This window comes from Aurantimonas sp. E1-2-R+4 (assembly GCF_036549515.1).
GTDB classification, from domain to species: Bacteria; Pseudomonadota; Alphaproteobacteria; order Rhizobiales; family Rhizobiaceae; genus Aurantimonas; species Aurantimonas coralicida_A.
In genome coordinates this window covers 1-15,616 of sequence record NZ_JAZHLK010000070.1, presented here as the reverse complement: position 1 = coordinate 15,616, position 15,616 = coordinate 1, and the positions used below count along the sequence as shown (strand labels likewise).

Genomic DNA, 15,616 nt, shown 5'->3' with positions numbered 1-15,616 from the left:
GATTTCGAGAACCTGTCGCGCAACGCGCTCGCATTCCTCAAACTGGCGTCTATCCGCCTAATGCTGCGAAGGCTTTGTTCAAATTGAACAACTTTCCGGACCGACTCTAAGACATGGGTGACAACCGCGTGCCGAACGGGTTGTCGATTGTCTGCAAGGTTCTCTGTTCGAGGTCGATATATCCGAGATCATAGTGCATGAAGCTGACGATCCAAATGCCATCGTCGACTTCTTTGATGCCGAGCCTTTGGCCCGCCATGACGGTTGAGATGTTGATCTTCTTTCGGTGCATGCAGATGCGACCGCATGCGGTGACGAGGATGTCCTTGTCGTGGAACGGGTATTGCAGCTCCGGCAGGCCTTGATAGGGTCTTTGCGCGGGCGTGTAGACCTCGGCCGGGGTCCTCATGGCGAGCGCCTCGTGCGGCCGCTCGATGTTGAACTCGCTCAAGAATGCGTCGAACCGAGCCTGTTGCTGCAGGATATTTGCTCCCGGCGGCCGGGTCGCCTCCTTCTTCAAGGTCAGGTGCATGCGCTCGTGTCGGCCGTTCTGCTGCGGATGGCCGGGCCTGATCCGCTCGATGGCGATGCCCAGGCGCAGCCACCAGACCGAGAGCCTGGACAGGTTGTACAGGCCATTGGGCGAGGCGAAGGGCAGCCCATTGTCGCTCCTGATGGCCGCCGGCATGTCACGTTCGGCGAAGAGCCGCTGGAAGGCCGCGAAGACGCCGGCCTCGCGGGTCGATTCCAGCGCTTCGCACCACAGAAGGTAGCGTGCCGCCTGGTCGGAGACCGTCAGGGGGTAACAATAGCGGCCGTTGCCGAGCTTGAACTCGCCCTTGAAGTCGACGCACCACAGGTCGTTGGGCCGAATGGCTTGGGACAGCGGCGTGCCCTCGGCCCTGTTGCGCCGCTTCTTGGCCCGCGCGACAAGCCCATGCCGATCCAGGACCGCATGCACGGTACTCGTGGCCGGGATGCGCACGTCGCCGGCCAGCTTCCTGACCAGCAGCTCCCGGATCTTGCGCGCGCCCCAGTGCGGCTTGTCCTTCTTCAGCCGCACGAGCGTCCGCTCGACCTGCTCGGGCAATTGGTTGGCATAGCGCACCGGCCGCCGCGAGCGGTCAGTGAGCGCCTCCACCCCTTCGTCCTTGTAGCGATTGAAGATCTTGTAGCCGGTCTTGCGGGAAATCCCGAACTCCCGGCACACCTCACTCATGCTTTCGCCGTCGAGAAGGCGGGCGACAAAACGCAGACGTTCCTCCATCACCGAACTCTCTTTCCACGGCATCAACACCTCCGGCAAAAAGCCAAAAATGTTACCCATGTGTCCGGCACAAAACGTCACCTATGTCTCGGGTCGGGCACCCTAGTGATTGAGAATCCAGAGCGTTATTTTCAGCGTAATTGATGGCGTTCGGCTACGGCTGTAATCAGCCCCGCACCGGGCGCTGATTCCCTCTTCCAAGGGCTGCGCCACCTCTTGGTTCGCAGACGGCGGCGACAGATCGCGCGGACGTCATCGGACAGCTCGATCCGGACCAGAAACGGCGTCTCGGCCCCGCTCCATGCGGTCGCCATCCGGCTGCCGGCACACGACATTTTGATCCCAGGGCTGGAGTGTCCGCCGTCAGCGCCTATGGCCCAGAATTGAGGTTGTGATTTAAGGAGGATTTGGGTCTCGTCGTAGTGACGAAGGAACGAAGATGAGACCCAAATCCTCCAAGCCGAAATTGCCTGCGAAGGCTCCTGCCGAGCGGGTGGTGAAAGACATCCGCCGAGCGACCCGCCGGCACTTTTCCGCCGAAGACAAAATTCGGATCGTTCTGGACGGTCTGCGCGGCGAGGACAGCATCGCCGAGTTGTGCCGCAAGGAAGGCATCTCCCAAGGCCTTTATTACACCTGGTCGAAGGAGTTCATGGAAGCCGGAAAACAGCGTCTGGCAGGCGATACAGCGCGGGCCGCCACTACCGACGAGGTCAAGAATCTGCGCCGTGAGGCCGGTGCCCTGAAGGAGTGCGTCGCCGACCTGACGCTCGAGAACCGTCTGCTGAAAAAAAAGCATGATCGCGGATGGGGGCGACGACGCATGAGATACCCCGCATCCGAAAAGCTCGAAATCATCCGGATCGTCGAGCAGTCACATCTGCCGGCCAAGCGGACGCTGGAGAAGCTGGGCATTGCCCGCCGGACCTTCTGCCGCTGGTATGACCGCTATATCAGCGGCGGTCCCGAGGCGCTGGAGGACCGCCCATCGGCGCCAGGCCGGGTCTGGAACCGTATCCCCGCGGACATCCATGACCAGATCATCGAACTGGCGCTGGAGAATTGCGAACTCTCGCCGCGGGAAGTGGCCATCCGGTTCACCGACGAAAGGCGATACTTCGTTTCGGAAGCCACGGTCTACCGGCTGTTGAAGGCTCACGACCTCATCACCAGCCCGGCCTACGTCGTAATCAAGGCCGCCGACGCATTCCATACACCGACGACGCGGCCAAACGAGATGTGGCAGACCTATTTTACCTACTTCAAGATCATCGGCTGGGGTTGGGCCTATCTGTCCACCGTGCTCGATGACTTCTCGCGCTACATCATCGCCTGGAAGCTGTGCACGACGATGCGAGCCGAGGACGGCGAGCCCTTGTCCGCCATTGGTCCGAGGACAATGGCGAGCGACACGCTGGATCTGGCGCTCACCGCCTCAGGCTGCTCTTCGGCGCATGTCCACCACAAACCGCGGCTGCTCAGCGATAACGGTCCCAGCTACGTCGCCGGTGAGCTTGCGGACTATATCGAAGCGGAGAAGCTCTGGGATTCTGGAACTTCAGGTGCGCGACGACGGCATCGGAGCGAAGGACGCCCGCGAGGGCTCTCTCGGCTACGGGCTGATCCGCTCGCTGGTGCAGCAGATCAAGGGCGTAATCGTCGTTGATAACGACGATGGGGTGACTGTAACGATCTCATTCCCCGATCCCTATTCGACGAACACGGACGGCGTGGCGACATACTGACAGAGTAGGCCAAGAGGTGATCAGGACCGCACAAGATCATCGTCCTGTTCGCCGACAAAAGGCTTCTAGCGCGTCGCAGAAATCCGAGAGTTGAAGCGCCGCAAATGGCGGTCGCGGAAGTGTCGATCTAATCGTGATTTCTGCGACACCCAGGCATGATGGAGATCAATGCAATCAATCTGGAGCTTCGGCCCCAGAAGCATCGCAAGTCTACCCGCCCGCCGGAATATTCTCATCGGACCCAAGCGCTGCCCCGCAATCCATCCAATCGTTAGCGGTAACGTTCGGCTTCTCCTCGACCCGGCTCTTGCGACAGGCGCTGACGTTCCCGTGATCGCGTAGCTTTCCGCGTCCGCGACCTCGAACGGCAACCTCCGGGCCAATCCCAGGCCGTCCGGATTCGGCGGACTAACAATCCGCAACCGCCTCACGCTGCACCGTCGCCCGGCTGATGCGCCAGATGGGTCTGAAGGGCGCAATTCGCGGCAGATCCGTCAGAACCACCGTCAGCGATACGTCCGCGCCGTTCCCACCAAGACCGGGTCATCCTGCGCTAGGCCCTATCGGCGCGCCATCTTCGGTCTGTCACCGGAGCAGGAATACTGCTGACCTCGCGGTCGGTCCCCACGCGCCGTCGCATCGCTTCCATCGTTAATCGCGCTAACATGGCCGGTATCTCGGCGGCCGGTCGTGCCGCGCTGAAATAAAACCCCTGCGCTTCGGAGCAACCCTGCGATCGAAGATAGTCGAGCTGCTCCGGATCTTCCACGCCTTCAGCCGTGGTCGTCATCCCAAGGCTGGCGGCGAGGTCCGTGACCGCCTTCACAATGGCGCCGCTTTCCACATTTGTCGCAATGTCCTTGATGAAGCCGCGGTCGATCTTGATTTTGTCGAACGGGAAGCTCCGAAGGTAGCTGAGGCTGGAGTAGCCAGTTCCGAAATCGTCCATTACGATGCGGGCGCCAAGGCGACGCAGATCCTGGAGGGTTTTCAGGTTTGCGTCGCTATCGCCCAGCAGCACGGATTCCGTGATTTCCAGCTCAATTCGATGGGGCGCGATACCGGCTTCGGTCACGGCGTCAGCCACGACAGCCGCCAGGTTTTGTTTGCCGAACTGCACCGGTGACAGATTGATCGCCACCCGGATGTCGTCCGGCCATTGCGCCGCTGCAAGACATGCTTGTCGGATTACCCATTCACCCAGCGGTTTGAGGAAACCCATGTCCTCGGCGACCGGGATGAACTCGCTCGGCGGGACGGGCCCATGCAATGGGTGGTTCCATCTAAGGAGGGCTTCAAAAGCAACAACGCGATCCGACGCTAGATCGATGATCGGTTGGAAATGCAGCTCCATCTGCTCCTCCCCGATCGCCCGGCGCAGATCCACCTCGAGCTGGCGCCTGCGCTGCAGGGCAGCCTTCATGCTCGGATCGAAGAATCGAAAGACGCCCCGCCCCTCCGCCTTCGCGCGATAAAGTGCGGTGTCGGCATTGCGGACCAACTCCTCTGCGGTCTCGCTGGTGCTGAGTGCGATACCGATGCTCACGCTGACGCAGATGTGGTGTCCGTCGAGATCGAAAGGCTGTGCCATCGCCTCGACGACCCGCCGCGCCAGGCCTTCCACCTCCCCCCGTTTCCGTACGGCGGGCACGATAATCGCGAATTCGTCGCCGCTCAGGCGCGCCACCAGACCGGTCTCCCCGACGGATTCGATCAGGCGCGCCGACGCGGCCTTGAGCAGGAGATCCCCGGTCGGATGACCGAGCGTGTCGTTCACGCTCTTGAAATCATCGAGATCCAGACAGAGAACGGCCACTCTGCGGCGCCCCGAACGTGCATCGAACGCAGCGTCGAGCCTCTGGCCGAACAGCATGCGGTTTGGCAGATCCGTCAACCCATCATGGTGAGCCATATGGGTAATCTGCGCCTCGATCCGCCGAATATTGGTGATGTCGTCATGCGTGGCAAGCCAGCCGCCCCCCGGCATTGGACGATGATAGAGCGCGACGGAACGGCCGTCGGCGAGCTGGTGGACTTTAACGCGGGAGACACGCTCCTCTACCGACACCAGCCGTTCTCGGATGTATTCTTCCGGGTCGCCACCGACGAATGCACCTGTGGCAATCCGGCGAAGCAGAATGTCGCGGAAGTGCATCCCGGGCTTTATGATCTCCGGATCAATCCCATACATTTCGGCGAAGCGGGCGTTGGAAACGATCAGCCTCTTGTTCCCATCGAACATGCACAGGCCCTGCGACATGTTCGCCAAGGCTGCGTCGAATCGTTGGTTCTGGCTCAGGAGATCGTGCTCGTTCCGCTCGATGACCTCCTTGGCATCACGCATCTCCCCGCAGAAAGCGGCAATCGCCGAAACCATCCGGCCGATCTCGTCCTGCCGGCCTTCATCTGCAGACCTGGGGCGGAAATCGAGGTTCCCGAAAGAGATTTCCCGCATGGCGCGCGTCACGGAACGGACGGGAATGACGATGGATCTTACGAAGAAAAAGACGATGCCGAGGCATGCCAGTATTGCGGCGAGGCCGCTGATCTGAATGGCGCGAGCGCCCGTCGCTGCCTGCGAAAGCAACTCATCGACCAGCGTGCGGGTCTGAAGACGCGCCGCTCCCCTCAGTTTCCGCAAGTGGTCGACGGCCCGCTTAAAATCGTCGTCGCTCCCGCCGAGCAACATGGTACCCATCGCCGGATCCACGGTCCCGACATCGACGGTTTCCTTCGCTGCTGCGAGGTATTTCGTCCAGTTTTCGGTAAACATCCGAGCTTCCCGCATCTCGGCGGGGGTCAGGTCGTCACGGCTTGCGAGACGAGCTGCATGGATCTTAGCTGCTGCACCCTCCCGGGTGAGTTGCATGCGCAACTGATCGAGACGCCCACTGTTGACGCCGTTGCTCACCCAGGCGGTATAGCGAAACAGGTCGAGATGGGCTTCGGAGACGGCGTCGATCAACCTTTCCTGGATCGTCTCTTTCGCGATGGCCGACGTCGCGACATTCTCCGAACGTTCGGCGACCGCCCCGAGTAGCATGACAACCAGGGCGCCTGTGGCGATCAGCGAAATCAGCAGAATCGCAGAGCCGCCGAATGCCTTAACGCCGATCGGCAGGTCGTTCACCCATGCAGACATGAAGCGCGCATTCATTCCGTCGTCTCTCCGCCCCTGCTTTCTCTATGGCTTGTGGATTCCGACGCCCACAACGTAGTCCCCTAGTTTCTCGATGTAGCTGGATTTGTCCTCGATCTTGTTGGTGATCGGGTGCGGCCATTTATAGTCCACCCATCCGGACCCGGGGCCGGTCGCCACCGCGATAATTTCCTGGATCAGATACTTGCCATCCTGGTCCTTCAGCGAACTCAGGTTCTTACCGACGAGGACCGGGCGGGCCCCGTGGGCAACGTTTAGCCCCTTCAGGTCGTAAACGAAGGGATAGAGATCGCGGTCGTGGAATTCGGGGGTCGAGAGGTCGTTGATGCGGGCAAAGGTCGCATCCGCTCCCTGTCCGTCGAAGCTGGCCTGGACGCGCTTGACCATCGCGACCGCCTCGTTTCGAGAACCACGTGAAGGCTCCTGCGCGAGAACAGGGGTCGCAAGAATTACGGCGGAAAGAATTGCGAATGTGAGCGAACGAAGCATGGAGCCCTCCCTAGTATGTTTAATTGTTACAAAAATTGTTTAAGAATGCTTTACGATGGCATTCCGCAGCCAGGAGGATATGACGAAGGCGCAAGTAGCAAATCGGCGCGGTTCCGGCCATCGGCGGTGCCGATCGGGGCGCCAGCGGGAACCCATTGGTCATTTTGTCGAGGTCTGTTTTCGCGCAGATCTGGACGCATGTGTCCGTTGGGTCACGCCGCTTCCTGGCCGTCATGTTTCGACGCGATGAGGTCGATAAGGCCAAGCGGGATGATCGGATCCTGCGTGGTGAGAAGTCGCGGGCAAGGTGAAGGCGAAAATATCCGCTAGTCTAGAGCGAAAGCGAACCGTCCCATAACAGAAGGGAAGGATTTGGCCGGAAGGGACTCCTGGATTGTCGGTGGTGCCGGGGGAAGCGACCGCTTGGGCTCCGCAACCCGCAGTTTTGCGTGGCCCTACATCTTCGAGCCCTCCCCTCGGTCTGGCCTTCGGCCCGGTCCTGCCCTGTTCCGACACGGCTATGATAAACCTCCATCTCCGCCGAGATTTCGGCACCGTTCCGGACAATGTTCACGCGGTCAGGAACGGTGCCGGATAGCACGGCGGAAAGGCGCTGGAGGTACCGGCGAACATCAAACCCTCATCGCAGTTTGCGGTCGCACCGAAGGGGAAGTTAGCTCATTTAAAATGTCATCGCGCGCAGACTAAGCGAAACTTCCGCCAAAAATGGGAGGAAAGCCATGTCGGATGCAATGCAAGAGGCCGTCGCCCGGGCAAAGTCGAATGGCACCGTGCTCGACGGGAACCGACTGGCCCAGCGGCTCGTCGCTGCCCAAGGGGGCGCCGGCAGGTGGTTCCAGGATGAGGTGATCCTGGAGTTGATGAAGGCAGCGTCCCGCCGCCAGGTCGCTAGGGAATTTCACGAGGACTGCGTCTGATCGCAGCGCAATTTGCCCGCCGCCCAGCGCCGCGATGGCCGCGGAATTTCATTCAACATCGGACCACGTGCCGGCCAGTTTCGGCGGATGCGGCGTCCTACCATGAGCCCATTCACGGACAGTCTTCCGCATGCCGTTGATTTCAGCTAGCCGATATGCCTCCAGCCAGCGCCTCACAATTTTGCAACCGATTCCAGCGGCCTCGCGTTTCGGCATTTTATTGTCCTACGACGTCTCGGAGACATTCCCATGCCAGCCAAATCGAAAGCTCAACAAAAAGCCGCCGGAGCAGCGCTTGCCGCGAAACGCGGAGACCAAAAGGTCTCCGATCTCAAAGGGGCCTCGAAATCCATGTACAAGTCGATGAGCGAAAAGGAGCTCGATGACATGGCCTCAACGACGCGCAAAGGAAAGCCACAACATGCTTCCAACGGGTAGGACATGACGCTCGCCAATGTGAAATCTCCCAGCGCACCCGTCTAATATAAAATGTTCTCCAGCAGGGCGTCCAGGAGGTCAGGACGTTTATCCAGGCAATGGGACCAGCCGGCCCCCTGCCCCAGCTTTGGATACACCCAATGACGCCGGGACCCACATCGAAACCTGACCGTTTCAGCATGATCCTGCGATCGATCTCCACGGCCAGATGTGTCGTTCGCAAATGAGACTTGTGAGGAGAAGATTGGAGCGCTTGCCGCCTGGATCCCCGCAACCATCGTAGCGGACAAACACCGGACGAGGCCGCAGCATTGCCGAGGCCTCGTCCGTCCAGTCCCACTAGCGGATATGGTGGTGCATCACGTCTCCCGATGGAGCTACAGCCCCCCGATTCCGTAGTACTCGTCGACCCTGCGGCCATATGCGGGATCATCCCAGTTGGGCGTGTTATCCTGGCCATAGCGGGGAGCTGCCTCGAGCCGCCGCTTGTCAAGGTCGACGACATATCCTCCCTGACGCTCGTCGTAGTCGAGTTGAGACCAAGGCAACGGGTGATACTCGTCGCCAATTCCGAGGAATCCCCCGAATGACATAATGGCGTACTTGACCTGACCGTCGCGCTTGCCGATCACGAGATCGTAAATGCTGCCGAGGCTTTCGCCCTGGCGATTGTAGACCTTGGTGCCGTTGACTCGGCTGGCTTCGATGTTGCTTGGGTCGACGTTCATATCGGACATGTCGAATTCCCATCTTGTTGAAGTTGAAGTTCACACGAAAGCCGGGAAGGCAATCGAAGGTTCCCCAAACTCCATACGATTTGTCATGAAAACAACGGTTCATTCGGTAGGCGTCGATCGAAGACGGGGTTCGAAGCTGGGCAGAACGTCGAGGGTTCGATGTGAACCTTGCGGTGAGGAAAAGGGGCCAGCACCGAAGGAGACCCGCGAGTGCGGTATGCGGCTGAAGAAAGCGCCCGGCACTTTCGGTACCGCCGCTCGTTGCCCCGTCAGTATCTCCCTCGAAGTTGCGGCGCAATAAACCAGGCGATAGCCGCTGCGAATACCAACCTCAACGCGACGACTATCGAAATCAGATATTTCCATTGTTCCTGAAGGGCGGGAAACGAAAGCGCGGTGATCGCGCCGGCCCCAAATAAAACGCCGTTGATCATGGCGTAAATCAGGAAGGCAATACGCGTGTGGGTTCTCACTTTTCCTTTTGTCCCCGAGCTTGTCGTGATGACGACCAAACCGATAGCCCGGCGCTGAAAATTCCGACCGATCCAGCTCATCCAATCAGGCGCTTGAGGTGAACTGTGGGCATCAGATGTCGAGCCTGACTGTCGGGAACGCAATGGCAGTGCCAGCCGTTTTATCTCAATAAATCAACGACAAGGATATTCGGGATGAAACATTCTACACTCCTGCTCGCCAGTTGCGCGTTCGTCACGCTTGGCGCGAGTTCAGCCTTGGCCAATTGCGCTGAGGAAATTGCCGCCCTCAGCGGAGCGGCCGCAGGTGCCGCCCCGATGACCGGAACGGTGGATGCAAGCGGCGGTGAGGACGTAGGTGGTGGCACCGGCGTCGCGGAAGGCACCACGACAACCTTTACCGCGTCGGGGGAGATCACCACCAGTGGCGGAGCCAAGGTTACAGCTGCCGATTCTGGAGGCATCAGCAAGGACGGCACGATCGCACCGCTCGAGACCGATAAGGCGGAAACGGCTGGGGCAGCCGAAGGCGGCGCGGCGTCCTCTGCCACATCGGATGCCGTCCGCGCACCGAGTGATATGGCGGCAGGTTCCGCGACCGCCCCAGGGACGCCCTCAGACGCCAATGGCGATCTGGCTGCCTCTGTCGAGTCTGGCAAGTCGACATCCACGTTGGACACCAAGACGTCCACGACGGGGGGCTCAAGTGTACCCGCGACTCCCCCGGCCGCAGCCGATTCAAACGCAAGTAGCAACGCGCCTTCAGGAATCTCCGGCGATAGCGCCGCTTCGTCTTCATCAACCGGTACTGCAGCAACGTCGACCCCGGGAACAGACGCGTCCGACCCGAGGAACACGATGCCCGCGGCTGGCGCCGACGCAAGCGCCACCGAGACGACCACGGCCGATACAGGCACCGCAGCGACGACCGGCGGGCAAATCGTCAAGGACGGCTCGACGATGCCGTTAGAGGATGCGGCGGGCACAGCTGATACGGATGTCGCCATGTCCGCCCAGGACGTTAAGGCGCAACAGGAAGGTGCGGACACGGCGGCCGCAGCTGCGACCGGCACGCAAGCCCGCGCCACGGCATCGAGCGATCCTGCTTTCACGGCCGCGCTTGAAAAGGCGCGAACCGCCTTGGAGCAGGGGGACGAAGCCGCCTGCCTAACAGCAGTGGAGGAAGCGCGGGCCATTCAGGGCTGAACTGCCACTTGCCATCTCCTCGCAGAGCGCCTCTGCCCGGTATTTCCAGGCGGAGGCTTCGCGACGACCGACCGTTGCGCGGCCGTCAGCTTTACATCGATGCCCATAAGCTGGCCGATCCTCTTCGGCCGCGACGCCGTCTAGGTCCGGTGCGAATTCCCCTTGAAATGCATGCGATGCGGCTCGAACGAGATTGAGTATCGGGCCCGCGCCAACGCAATGATTGCGCCGCCGGCGCCCAACCCCTTCGCACGGTCATGATCCATCGGCTGCTCCCGCCCGCCGCTCGGACCGAGCCTCGGGAAACTGACTATCGGCGCGAGCAGCGTCTTTGGATGGCTGTCATGGGTGCGCGCGATAGAGCGGGAGACCGGTTATCGACACCAGCCGGACACGGCGACGCGAATGGCGCGGTTGCGCATTGGGCAAGACAGGAATTTGCGCGGCACCAACGCCGGGAGGCGTCGATACCGCGCCGATTCTTCCCTCCACGACTGCCCACCTCGGGGAAGCGGCCGAAGTTTATGTCATTATTACGCTTCGTCAATAGACGACGCACGTCGACCGCGGGTCAGTGTCCGTTCCAAAAGAGGTGAGTGATTTCAGCGGGTTGTGATTTGGTCGGATTGCTGAGATTCGACGGAGATCAAGATGCCCTGGACCGAAATCACCCGCCCGCACTATGAGCGGCGCTGCCCGCGCTATGCAGGCGATCTGACGGATGAGGAGTGGGCGCTGATTGCGCCGCTGATGCCGTCGCCGAACCGTNTCCTCCGTTCTCGACGGTGCAGAAATACTTCTGGCGCTGGCGTGACGATGGCCTGCTGCGCACCATCAACAATGAACTCGTCATGGCGGCGCGCGAACGGGAAGGAAGGCAGGCGAGCCCCTCGGCCGGCGTGATCGACAGCCAGTCGGTCAAGACCACCGAAAGCGGCGGAATACGGGGCTTTGACGCTGGCAAGAAGATCATGGGCCGCAAGCGCCACATTGTCGTCGACACGTTGGGCCTGCTGGTCGGCGTGGTCGTTCACCCCGTCGACATTCAGGACCGCGACGGCGCGCCCGCCGTCCTGAAATCGCTCCTCAAACGCGGGCCGTGGCTGCGTCATATCTTCGCTGATGGCGGCTGTGCCGGACCGAAACTGCGGCACGCCTTGCAAAAGGTCGGCAAGTTCACGCTGGAAATCATCAAGCGATCGGATAGCGCCAAGGGCTTCGAGGTCCTGCCGCGTCGTTGGGTCGTGGAGCGAACCTTCGCATGGCTGGGACGATGCCGAAGACTGGCAAAGGACTTCGAACGCACCATCGCTTCCGCCCAGGCCTGGGTCTTCATCGCAAACATCCGCATGCTCACCCGACGGCTCGCAAGGCATTGAAAACGCCACCTTCATTCTGATTCAGACACTCAGATATTGAACTCCGCGGGAATTCAGTTTGCGTACCGGAATAGACCCGCCAGCAATCAGCATGACGCAGGAGATAACTTGTCGTTTATGCCTGCATTATTTTATAACTTCTTAACACCCAACAATAATAATACCTTACCGATAGATTTGCTAGAGTACGATGGTCATGCGTTCGCTTGAAGATTTCGCTCAGATTGCGTCGGACTGGTTTTGGGAAATGGACGCGAACCTGCGGTTCTCCTATTTCTCGGGGCCGTTCGAGCAGGTGACCGGCGTGGCGCCGACTGCGCTGATCGGCAGGACTCGCCTCGAAATATCAGCCAACTTCGATGATGTGGACCATTGGCGGGAACATTTCGCCGACCTCGACGCACATCGTCCGTTTCGAGATTTCGTCTATCCCTTTAAGCATGGCGACGGTAATTCGCGTTGGTTCAAGATCAGCGGCCGGCCTCGGTTTGATGACGGCGACACGTTTGCCGGTTATCTGGGCGTTGGCACGGATATCACCGCAGAGCGTGCCGCCCAGCAGGACCTTGCGGGGGCGCTTGACGAGGTCCGCGAAACCAATGCTCGGCTCGAACGCCAGAACCTTCAGTTCGATGCCGCGCTCAATAATATGTCTCCCGGCCTGTGTATGTTCGATGGCGACGAGCGCCTCGTCGTCTGCAACACGCCCTACACAAAGATGTATGGCCTGACGCCGGAATTGACGAAGCCTGGCACCACGCTTCGTGAGATGCTGGACCACAGAATGGCAGCCGGCATCCTTCCGGATATGGACCCTGAGGAGCACATCGAACAGCGCCTCGAATTGGCGAAAAGTCGCGAGCGCAGATACGATCTCCTGGAATTGCGGGACGGTCGGGTTTTTTCCATCGTCGTTGAGCCAATGCCCGACGGAGGCTGGCTCGCAACGCATGAGGACATAACCGACCGAAAAACCGCCGAGGCAAAGATCGCGCACATGGCCCGCCATGACCCGCTCACCGATCTCGCCAATCGGGCGCTCTTTCGGGAGCGACTCAACGATGGATTGGCCTGCGCGGCACGCGAGGGCAATGAGATGGCCGTGCTTTGCCTCGACCTGGATTATTTCAAGGCGGTGAATGATACGCACGGTCACCCGATAGGCGATGCTTTGCTCATAATGGTGGCGGAGCGACTTCGCTCGTCCGCACGGGAAACCGGCACGGTTGCGCGACTAGGGGGCGATGAGTTCGCCGTCCTGATGCCGGGAGCGACGCCCAAGCTGGCCAATTCGCTTGCGCGCCGCATCGTTAGCCGCCTTGGTGAGCCCTATGACGTCGATGGCCACCCGGTCGATATCGGCGTCAGCGTCGGGGTCGCCATGGCACCGAGCGATGGCGGGTCATCCGACCAGATATTGCGCAGCTCCGACATGGCGCTTTACCGTGCAAAGGCCGAGGGGCGTGGCACCTATTGCTTTTTCGAGCCCGGGATGGACGCGTCCATGCAAATGCGCCGCCTCCTGGAGGTCGAGTTACGGCAAGCGCTAAAGACCGGCGAATTCGAGCTCCACTATCAACCTCTGGTGACGACGGCAACGGGGCAAATCAGCGGATTCGAAGCCCTCTTGCGATGGCATCATCCCAACCGCGGCATGGTTGCGCCGATGGATTTCATTCCCCTGGCAGAGGAGATCGGCCTGATCGTTCCTATGGGGGAATGGGTTATACGCCAAGCCTGTGCTGACGCGGCCAGCTGGCCGGAACACGTCCGCATCGCCGTCAATGTTTCGGCGATTCAATTCAAGAGCAGCAATCTGGTCCCGGTAATCGTGTCGGCGCTCGCGAACTCAGGCATTGCCGCCAACCGGCTGGAAATCGAAATCACCGAGAGCGTGGTTCTCCACGAGAGCGAGGCGACGCTCGCCAAGCTGCACCAGCTGCGCAGTCTCGGCGTGCGGATTTCCATGGATGATTTCGGGACGGGCTATTCCTCCCTGAGCTATCTGCGCAGCTTTCCGTTCGACAAGATCAAGATCGATCGCTCTTTCGTTGCCGATCTCGACAAGAAGGCCGACTGCGCGATCATCGTCCGGGCAGTCGCTTCGCTCGGGATTAGCCTCGGAATCGCGACCACGGCCGAAGGCGTCGAAACCGCGGAGGAATTCGAACTCTTGCGAGCCGACGGCTGCACTGAGGTGCAAGGTTATCTCTTCAGCCCTCCAAAGCCGATCGCCGAGACGCTTCGCCTTCTGGGTGCCCGGCCTCAAATCTTTACACCCGACCGCAACTTCACGATTGAGCACAAGGGCCGACTCAACACTGATAAAATCCCCGCAGTGGCGCGGGCCGATACCGCAACTCTTGCGCTGGGCACAGCGGCTTTCGGTTCTGCCCGCGGATGAGGATCTGACCTTTGACCCTGCTGCAACGTCCGCGTCGACCGGCGGCGTTGCCCTGTTTTATCACCGCTGCGCACACAAATGGTCCGAGCAAGCGGAGTCTCCAGGATCGGCCAGCCTTTCGGCAAAGTGGTGCTGCCCCGTATAGGCTATCAGCATCATTCTCGATGCCACGAGTTCCGTGACCGTCCCGTTCCACCGACAGCCTTTGGTCGCTCCACGTCCAGGGGGTCCAAGATTATGAAATATCGACAGGGACCGTCGGGCATATCCGGCATTTATGCAGGTTCGCGACCAGACAACGCCCCTGTCCGAGCCACTCGTTCCCAAACGGCCGCTTACTCCGTCATCCGCCTTCGCTGGGCAACGCCCGACGGATTGCCGCTTCCAGAACTTCAGGAGAGACTGGCTTGGAAAGGATCGCTGCGGCAGGGGCGGCTTGCCGAATCCGGGTCAGGTTGGCCTCATCGGTATAGGCGGTGATGAATATAACCGCCACTTGCCGGCGCTGGAAGATACGCCGCACTGTCTCAACCCCGTCAGGGCCTGCACCCAGATTGACGTCCATCAGAATCAGGTCGGGAGCAAAATCAATTGCAGATTTCACGGCGCTTTCGCAGTCGCCCGCGATATCGCAAACATTAAACTCGAGGTCCTGGAGCAGAGCCTCCAAATGCCATGCCACAAAATATTCGTCATCGACGATCAGGACACGGGGCTCATGATGACGAGGCGCCTCCCCTTCGCTCATGGCCATTGGGCGAAAAGACCCGCTACCCGGGCGATCGGAGGCACAAATAATTTGCTTGTTCAAGCGCATGACTGGCTGCTTTCCTCGGACGCGCCCATCGGTATTACAAGGTCAACTTCCACTCCGTCGGGTCCGTATTTGACGGCGACCTGCCCCTTCAACTCGTGTCGGACGCTGGCGTTGATCATGGCGCTTCCAAACCCGCGTCGGCTGGGGGGCGACACCGGGCCGACGCCAATCTCGCACCATCGGATGCGCGTTTCACCGTTTGCCTGGGTCGTCCATTGTATCGAGAGTCTGCCCTTCGGGACAGAAAGGGCCCCATATTTCGCGGCGTTTGTCAGCAATTCGTGCATCACCATGCTCACGCTCAACGCCGCTTTCGGCTGCAACCACACGAGAGGACCGCCGATGTCTAGCTGGCTATCCAACATCAGGTAGGGCGACAAAACCTTTTCGACGAGATCACTTAGGGACGTCGCTTTCCAGTTTCGCTCCGTCAATAGCGAGTGAGCGCCGCTTATACCAACGGGAGCGAAGGCCGACTCTTCGGGGATTCCCAAGCTGACAGAATTCTGAATCACTGTGACAAACGGAGGTTTGTCATGGCAGCACCGGTTCCCCTTCACACG

The 15,616-nt window shown here is 60.2% G+C and carries 11 protein-coding genes and 3 pseudogenes; 7 read left to right on the top strand and 7 right to left on the bottom strand.

Translation table 11 applies throughout. The features are described from left to right. Positions 1 to 106: 106 nt before the first annotated feature. A complete protein-coding gene (locus VQ045_RS20050) occupies positions 107 to 1,291 on the bottom strand; it encodes an IS481 family transposase (protein ID WP_327650327.1) in 1,185 nt (394 codons plus the stop codon). 415 nt (positions 1,292 to 1,706) lie between these two features. Between VQ045_RS20050 and VQ045_RS20045 the strand changes: the two are divergent. Both VQ045_RS20045 and VQ045_RS20040 read left to right on the top strand, forming a co-directional pair. Continuing rightward, positions 1,707 to 2,795, top strand: a pseudogene (locus tag VQ045_RS20045) (transposase); the annotation flags it as partial. 644 nt (positions 2,796 to 3,439) lie between these two features. Beyond that, positions 3,440 to 3,544, top strand: a pseudogene (locus tag VQ045_RS20040) (hypothetical protein); the annotation flags it as partial. 21 nt (positions 3,545 to 3,565) lie between these two features. On the opposite strand, the gene VQ045_RS20035 reads toward VQ045_RS20040, so the two are convergent. Beyond that, positions 3,566 to 6,169: an EAL domain-containing protein gene (locus tag VQ045_RS20035; protein WP_331831379.1), complete on the bottom strand. Its 2,604-nt coding sequence runs from the start codon at positions 6,167 to 6,169 to the stop codon at positions 3,566 to 3,568. Between the two features lie 27 nt (positions 6,170 to 6,196). Further along, positions 6,197 to 6,559 (bottom strand): cache domain-containing protein, encoded by a 363-nt coding sequence (locus tag VQ045_RS20030; protein WP_331831378.1) that lies wholly within the window; start codon positions 6,557 to 6,559, stop codon positions 6,197 to 6,199. 842 nt (positions 6,560 to 7,401) lie between these two features. Between VQ045_RS20030 and VQ045_RS20025 the strand changes: the two genes are divergently transcribed. Further along, positions 7,402 to 7,599 (top strand): hypothetical protein, encoded by a 198-nt coding sequence (locus VQ045_RS20025; protein ID WP_331831377.1) that lies wholly within the window; start codon positions 7,402 to 7,404, stop codon positions 7,597 to 7,599. A 249-nt stretch (positions 7,600 to 7,848) separates the two neighbouring features. Beyond that, positions 7,849 to 8,037, top strand: a complete 189-nt coding sequence (locus VQ045_RS20020; RefSeq protein ID WP_331831376.1) for a DUF3008 family protein — start codon at positions 7,849 to 7,851, stop codon at positions 8,035 to 8,037. Positions 8,038 to 8,414: 377 nt separating this feature from the next. On the opposite strand, the gene VQ045_RS20015 is transcribed toward VQ045_RS20020, so the two are convergent. Together VQ045_RS20015 and VQ045_RS20010 are read right to left on the bottom strand one after the other, a co-directional pair. Then, positions 8,415 to 8,774, bottom strand: coding sequence for a PRC-barrel domain-containing protein (locus VQ045_RS20015; RefSeq protein WP_331831375.1), 360 nt, complete (start codon positions 8,772 to 8,774; stop codon positions 8,415 to 8,417). Between the two features lie 269 nt (positions 8,775 to 9,043). Beyond that, positions 9,044 to 9,328 carry a hypothetical protein gene (locus VQ045_RS20010; protein ID WP_331831374.1) on the bottom strand — a complete coding sequence of 95 codons (285 nt, stop codon included), beginning with the start codon at positions 9,326 to 9,328 and terminating at the stop codon, positions 9,044 to 9,046. 777 nt (positions 9,329 to 10,105) lie between these two features. Here VQ045_RS20010 and VQ045_RS20005 point away from each other — a divergent pair. The 3 genes and pseudogenes from VQ045_RS20005 to VQ045_RS19995 all read left to right on the top strand — a co-directional run bounded on the left by VQ045_RS20005 (position 10,106) and on the right by VQ045_RS19995 (position 14,236). Further along, a complete protein-coding gene (locus VQ045_RS20005; RefSeq protein ID WP_331831373.1) occupies positions 10,106 to 10,453 on the top strand; it encodes a hypothetical protein in 348 nt (115 codons plus the stop codon). A gap of 651 nt (positions 10,454 to 11,104) precedes the next feature. Next, a pseudogene (locus VQ045_RS20000) lies at positions 11,105 to 11,832 on the top strand (IS5 family transposase). Positions 11,833 to 12,022: 190 nt separating this feature from the next. Further along, a complete protein-coding gene (locus VQ045_RS19995; RefSeq protein WP_331831372.1) occupies positions 12,023 to 14,236 on the top strand; it encodes a putative bifunctional diguanylate cyclase/phosphodiesterase in 2,214 nt (737 codons plus the stop codon). 343 nt (positions 14,237 to 14,579) lie between these two features. On the opposite strand, the gene VQ045_RS19990 is transcribed toward VQ045_RS19995, so the two are convergent. Together VQ045_RS19990 and VQ045_RS19985 are read right to left on the bottom strand one after the other, a co-directional pair. Next, positions 14,580 to 15,053 (bottom strand): response regulator, encoded by a 474-nt coding sequence (locus tag VQ045_RS19990; RefSeq protein WP_331831371.1) that lies wholly within the window; start codon positions 15,051 to 15,053, stop codon positions 14,580 to 14,582. Then, a partial coding sequence (locus VQ045_RS19985; protein WP_331831370.1) for a sensor histidine kinase occupies positions 15,044 to 15,616 on the bottom strand: 573 nt, incomplete at its 5' end. The genes VQ045_RS19990 and VQ045_RS19985, both read right to left, overlap by 10 nt.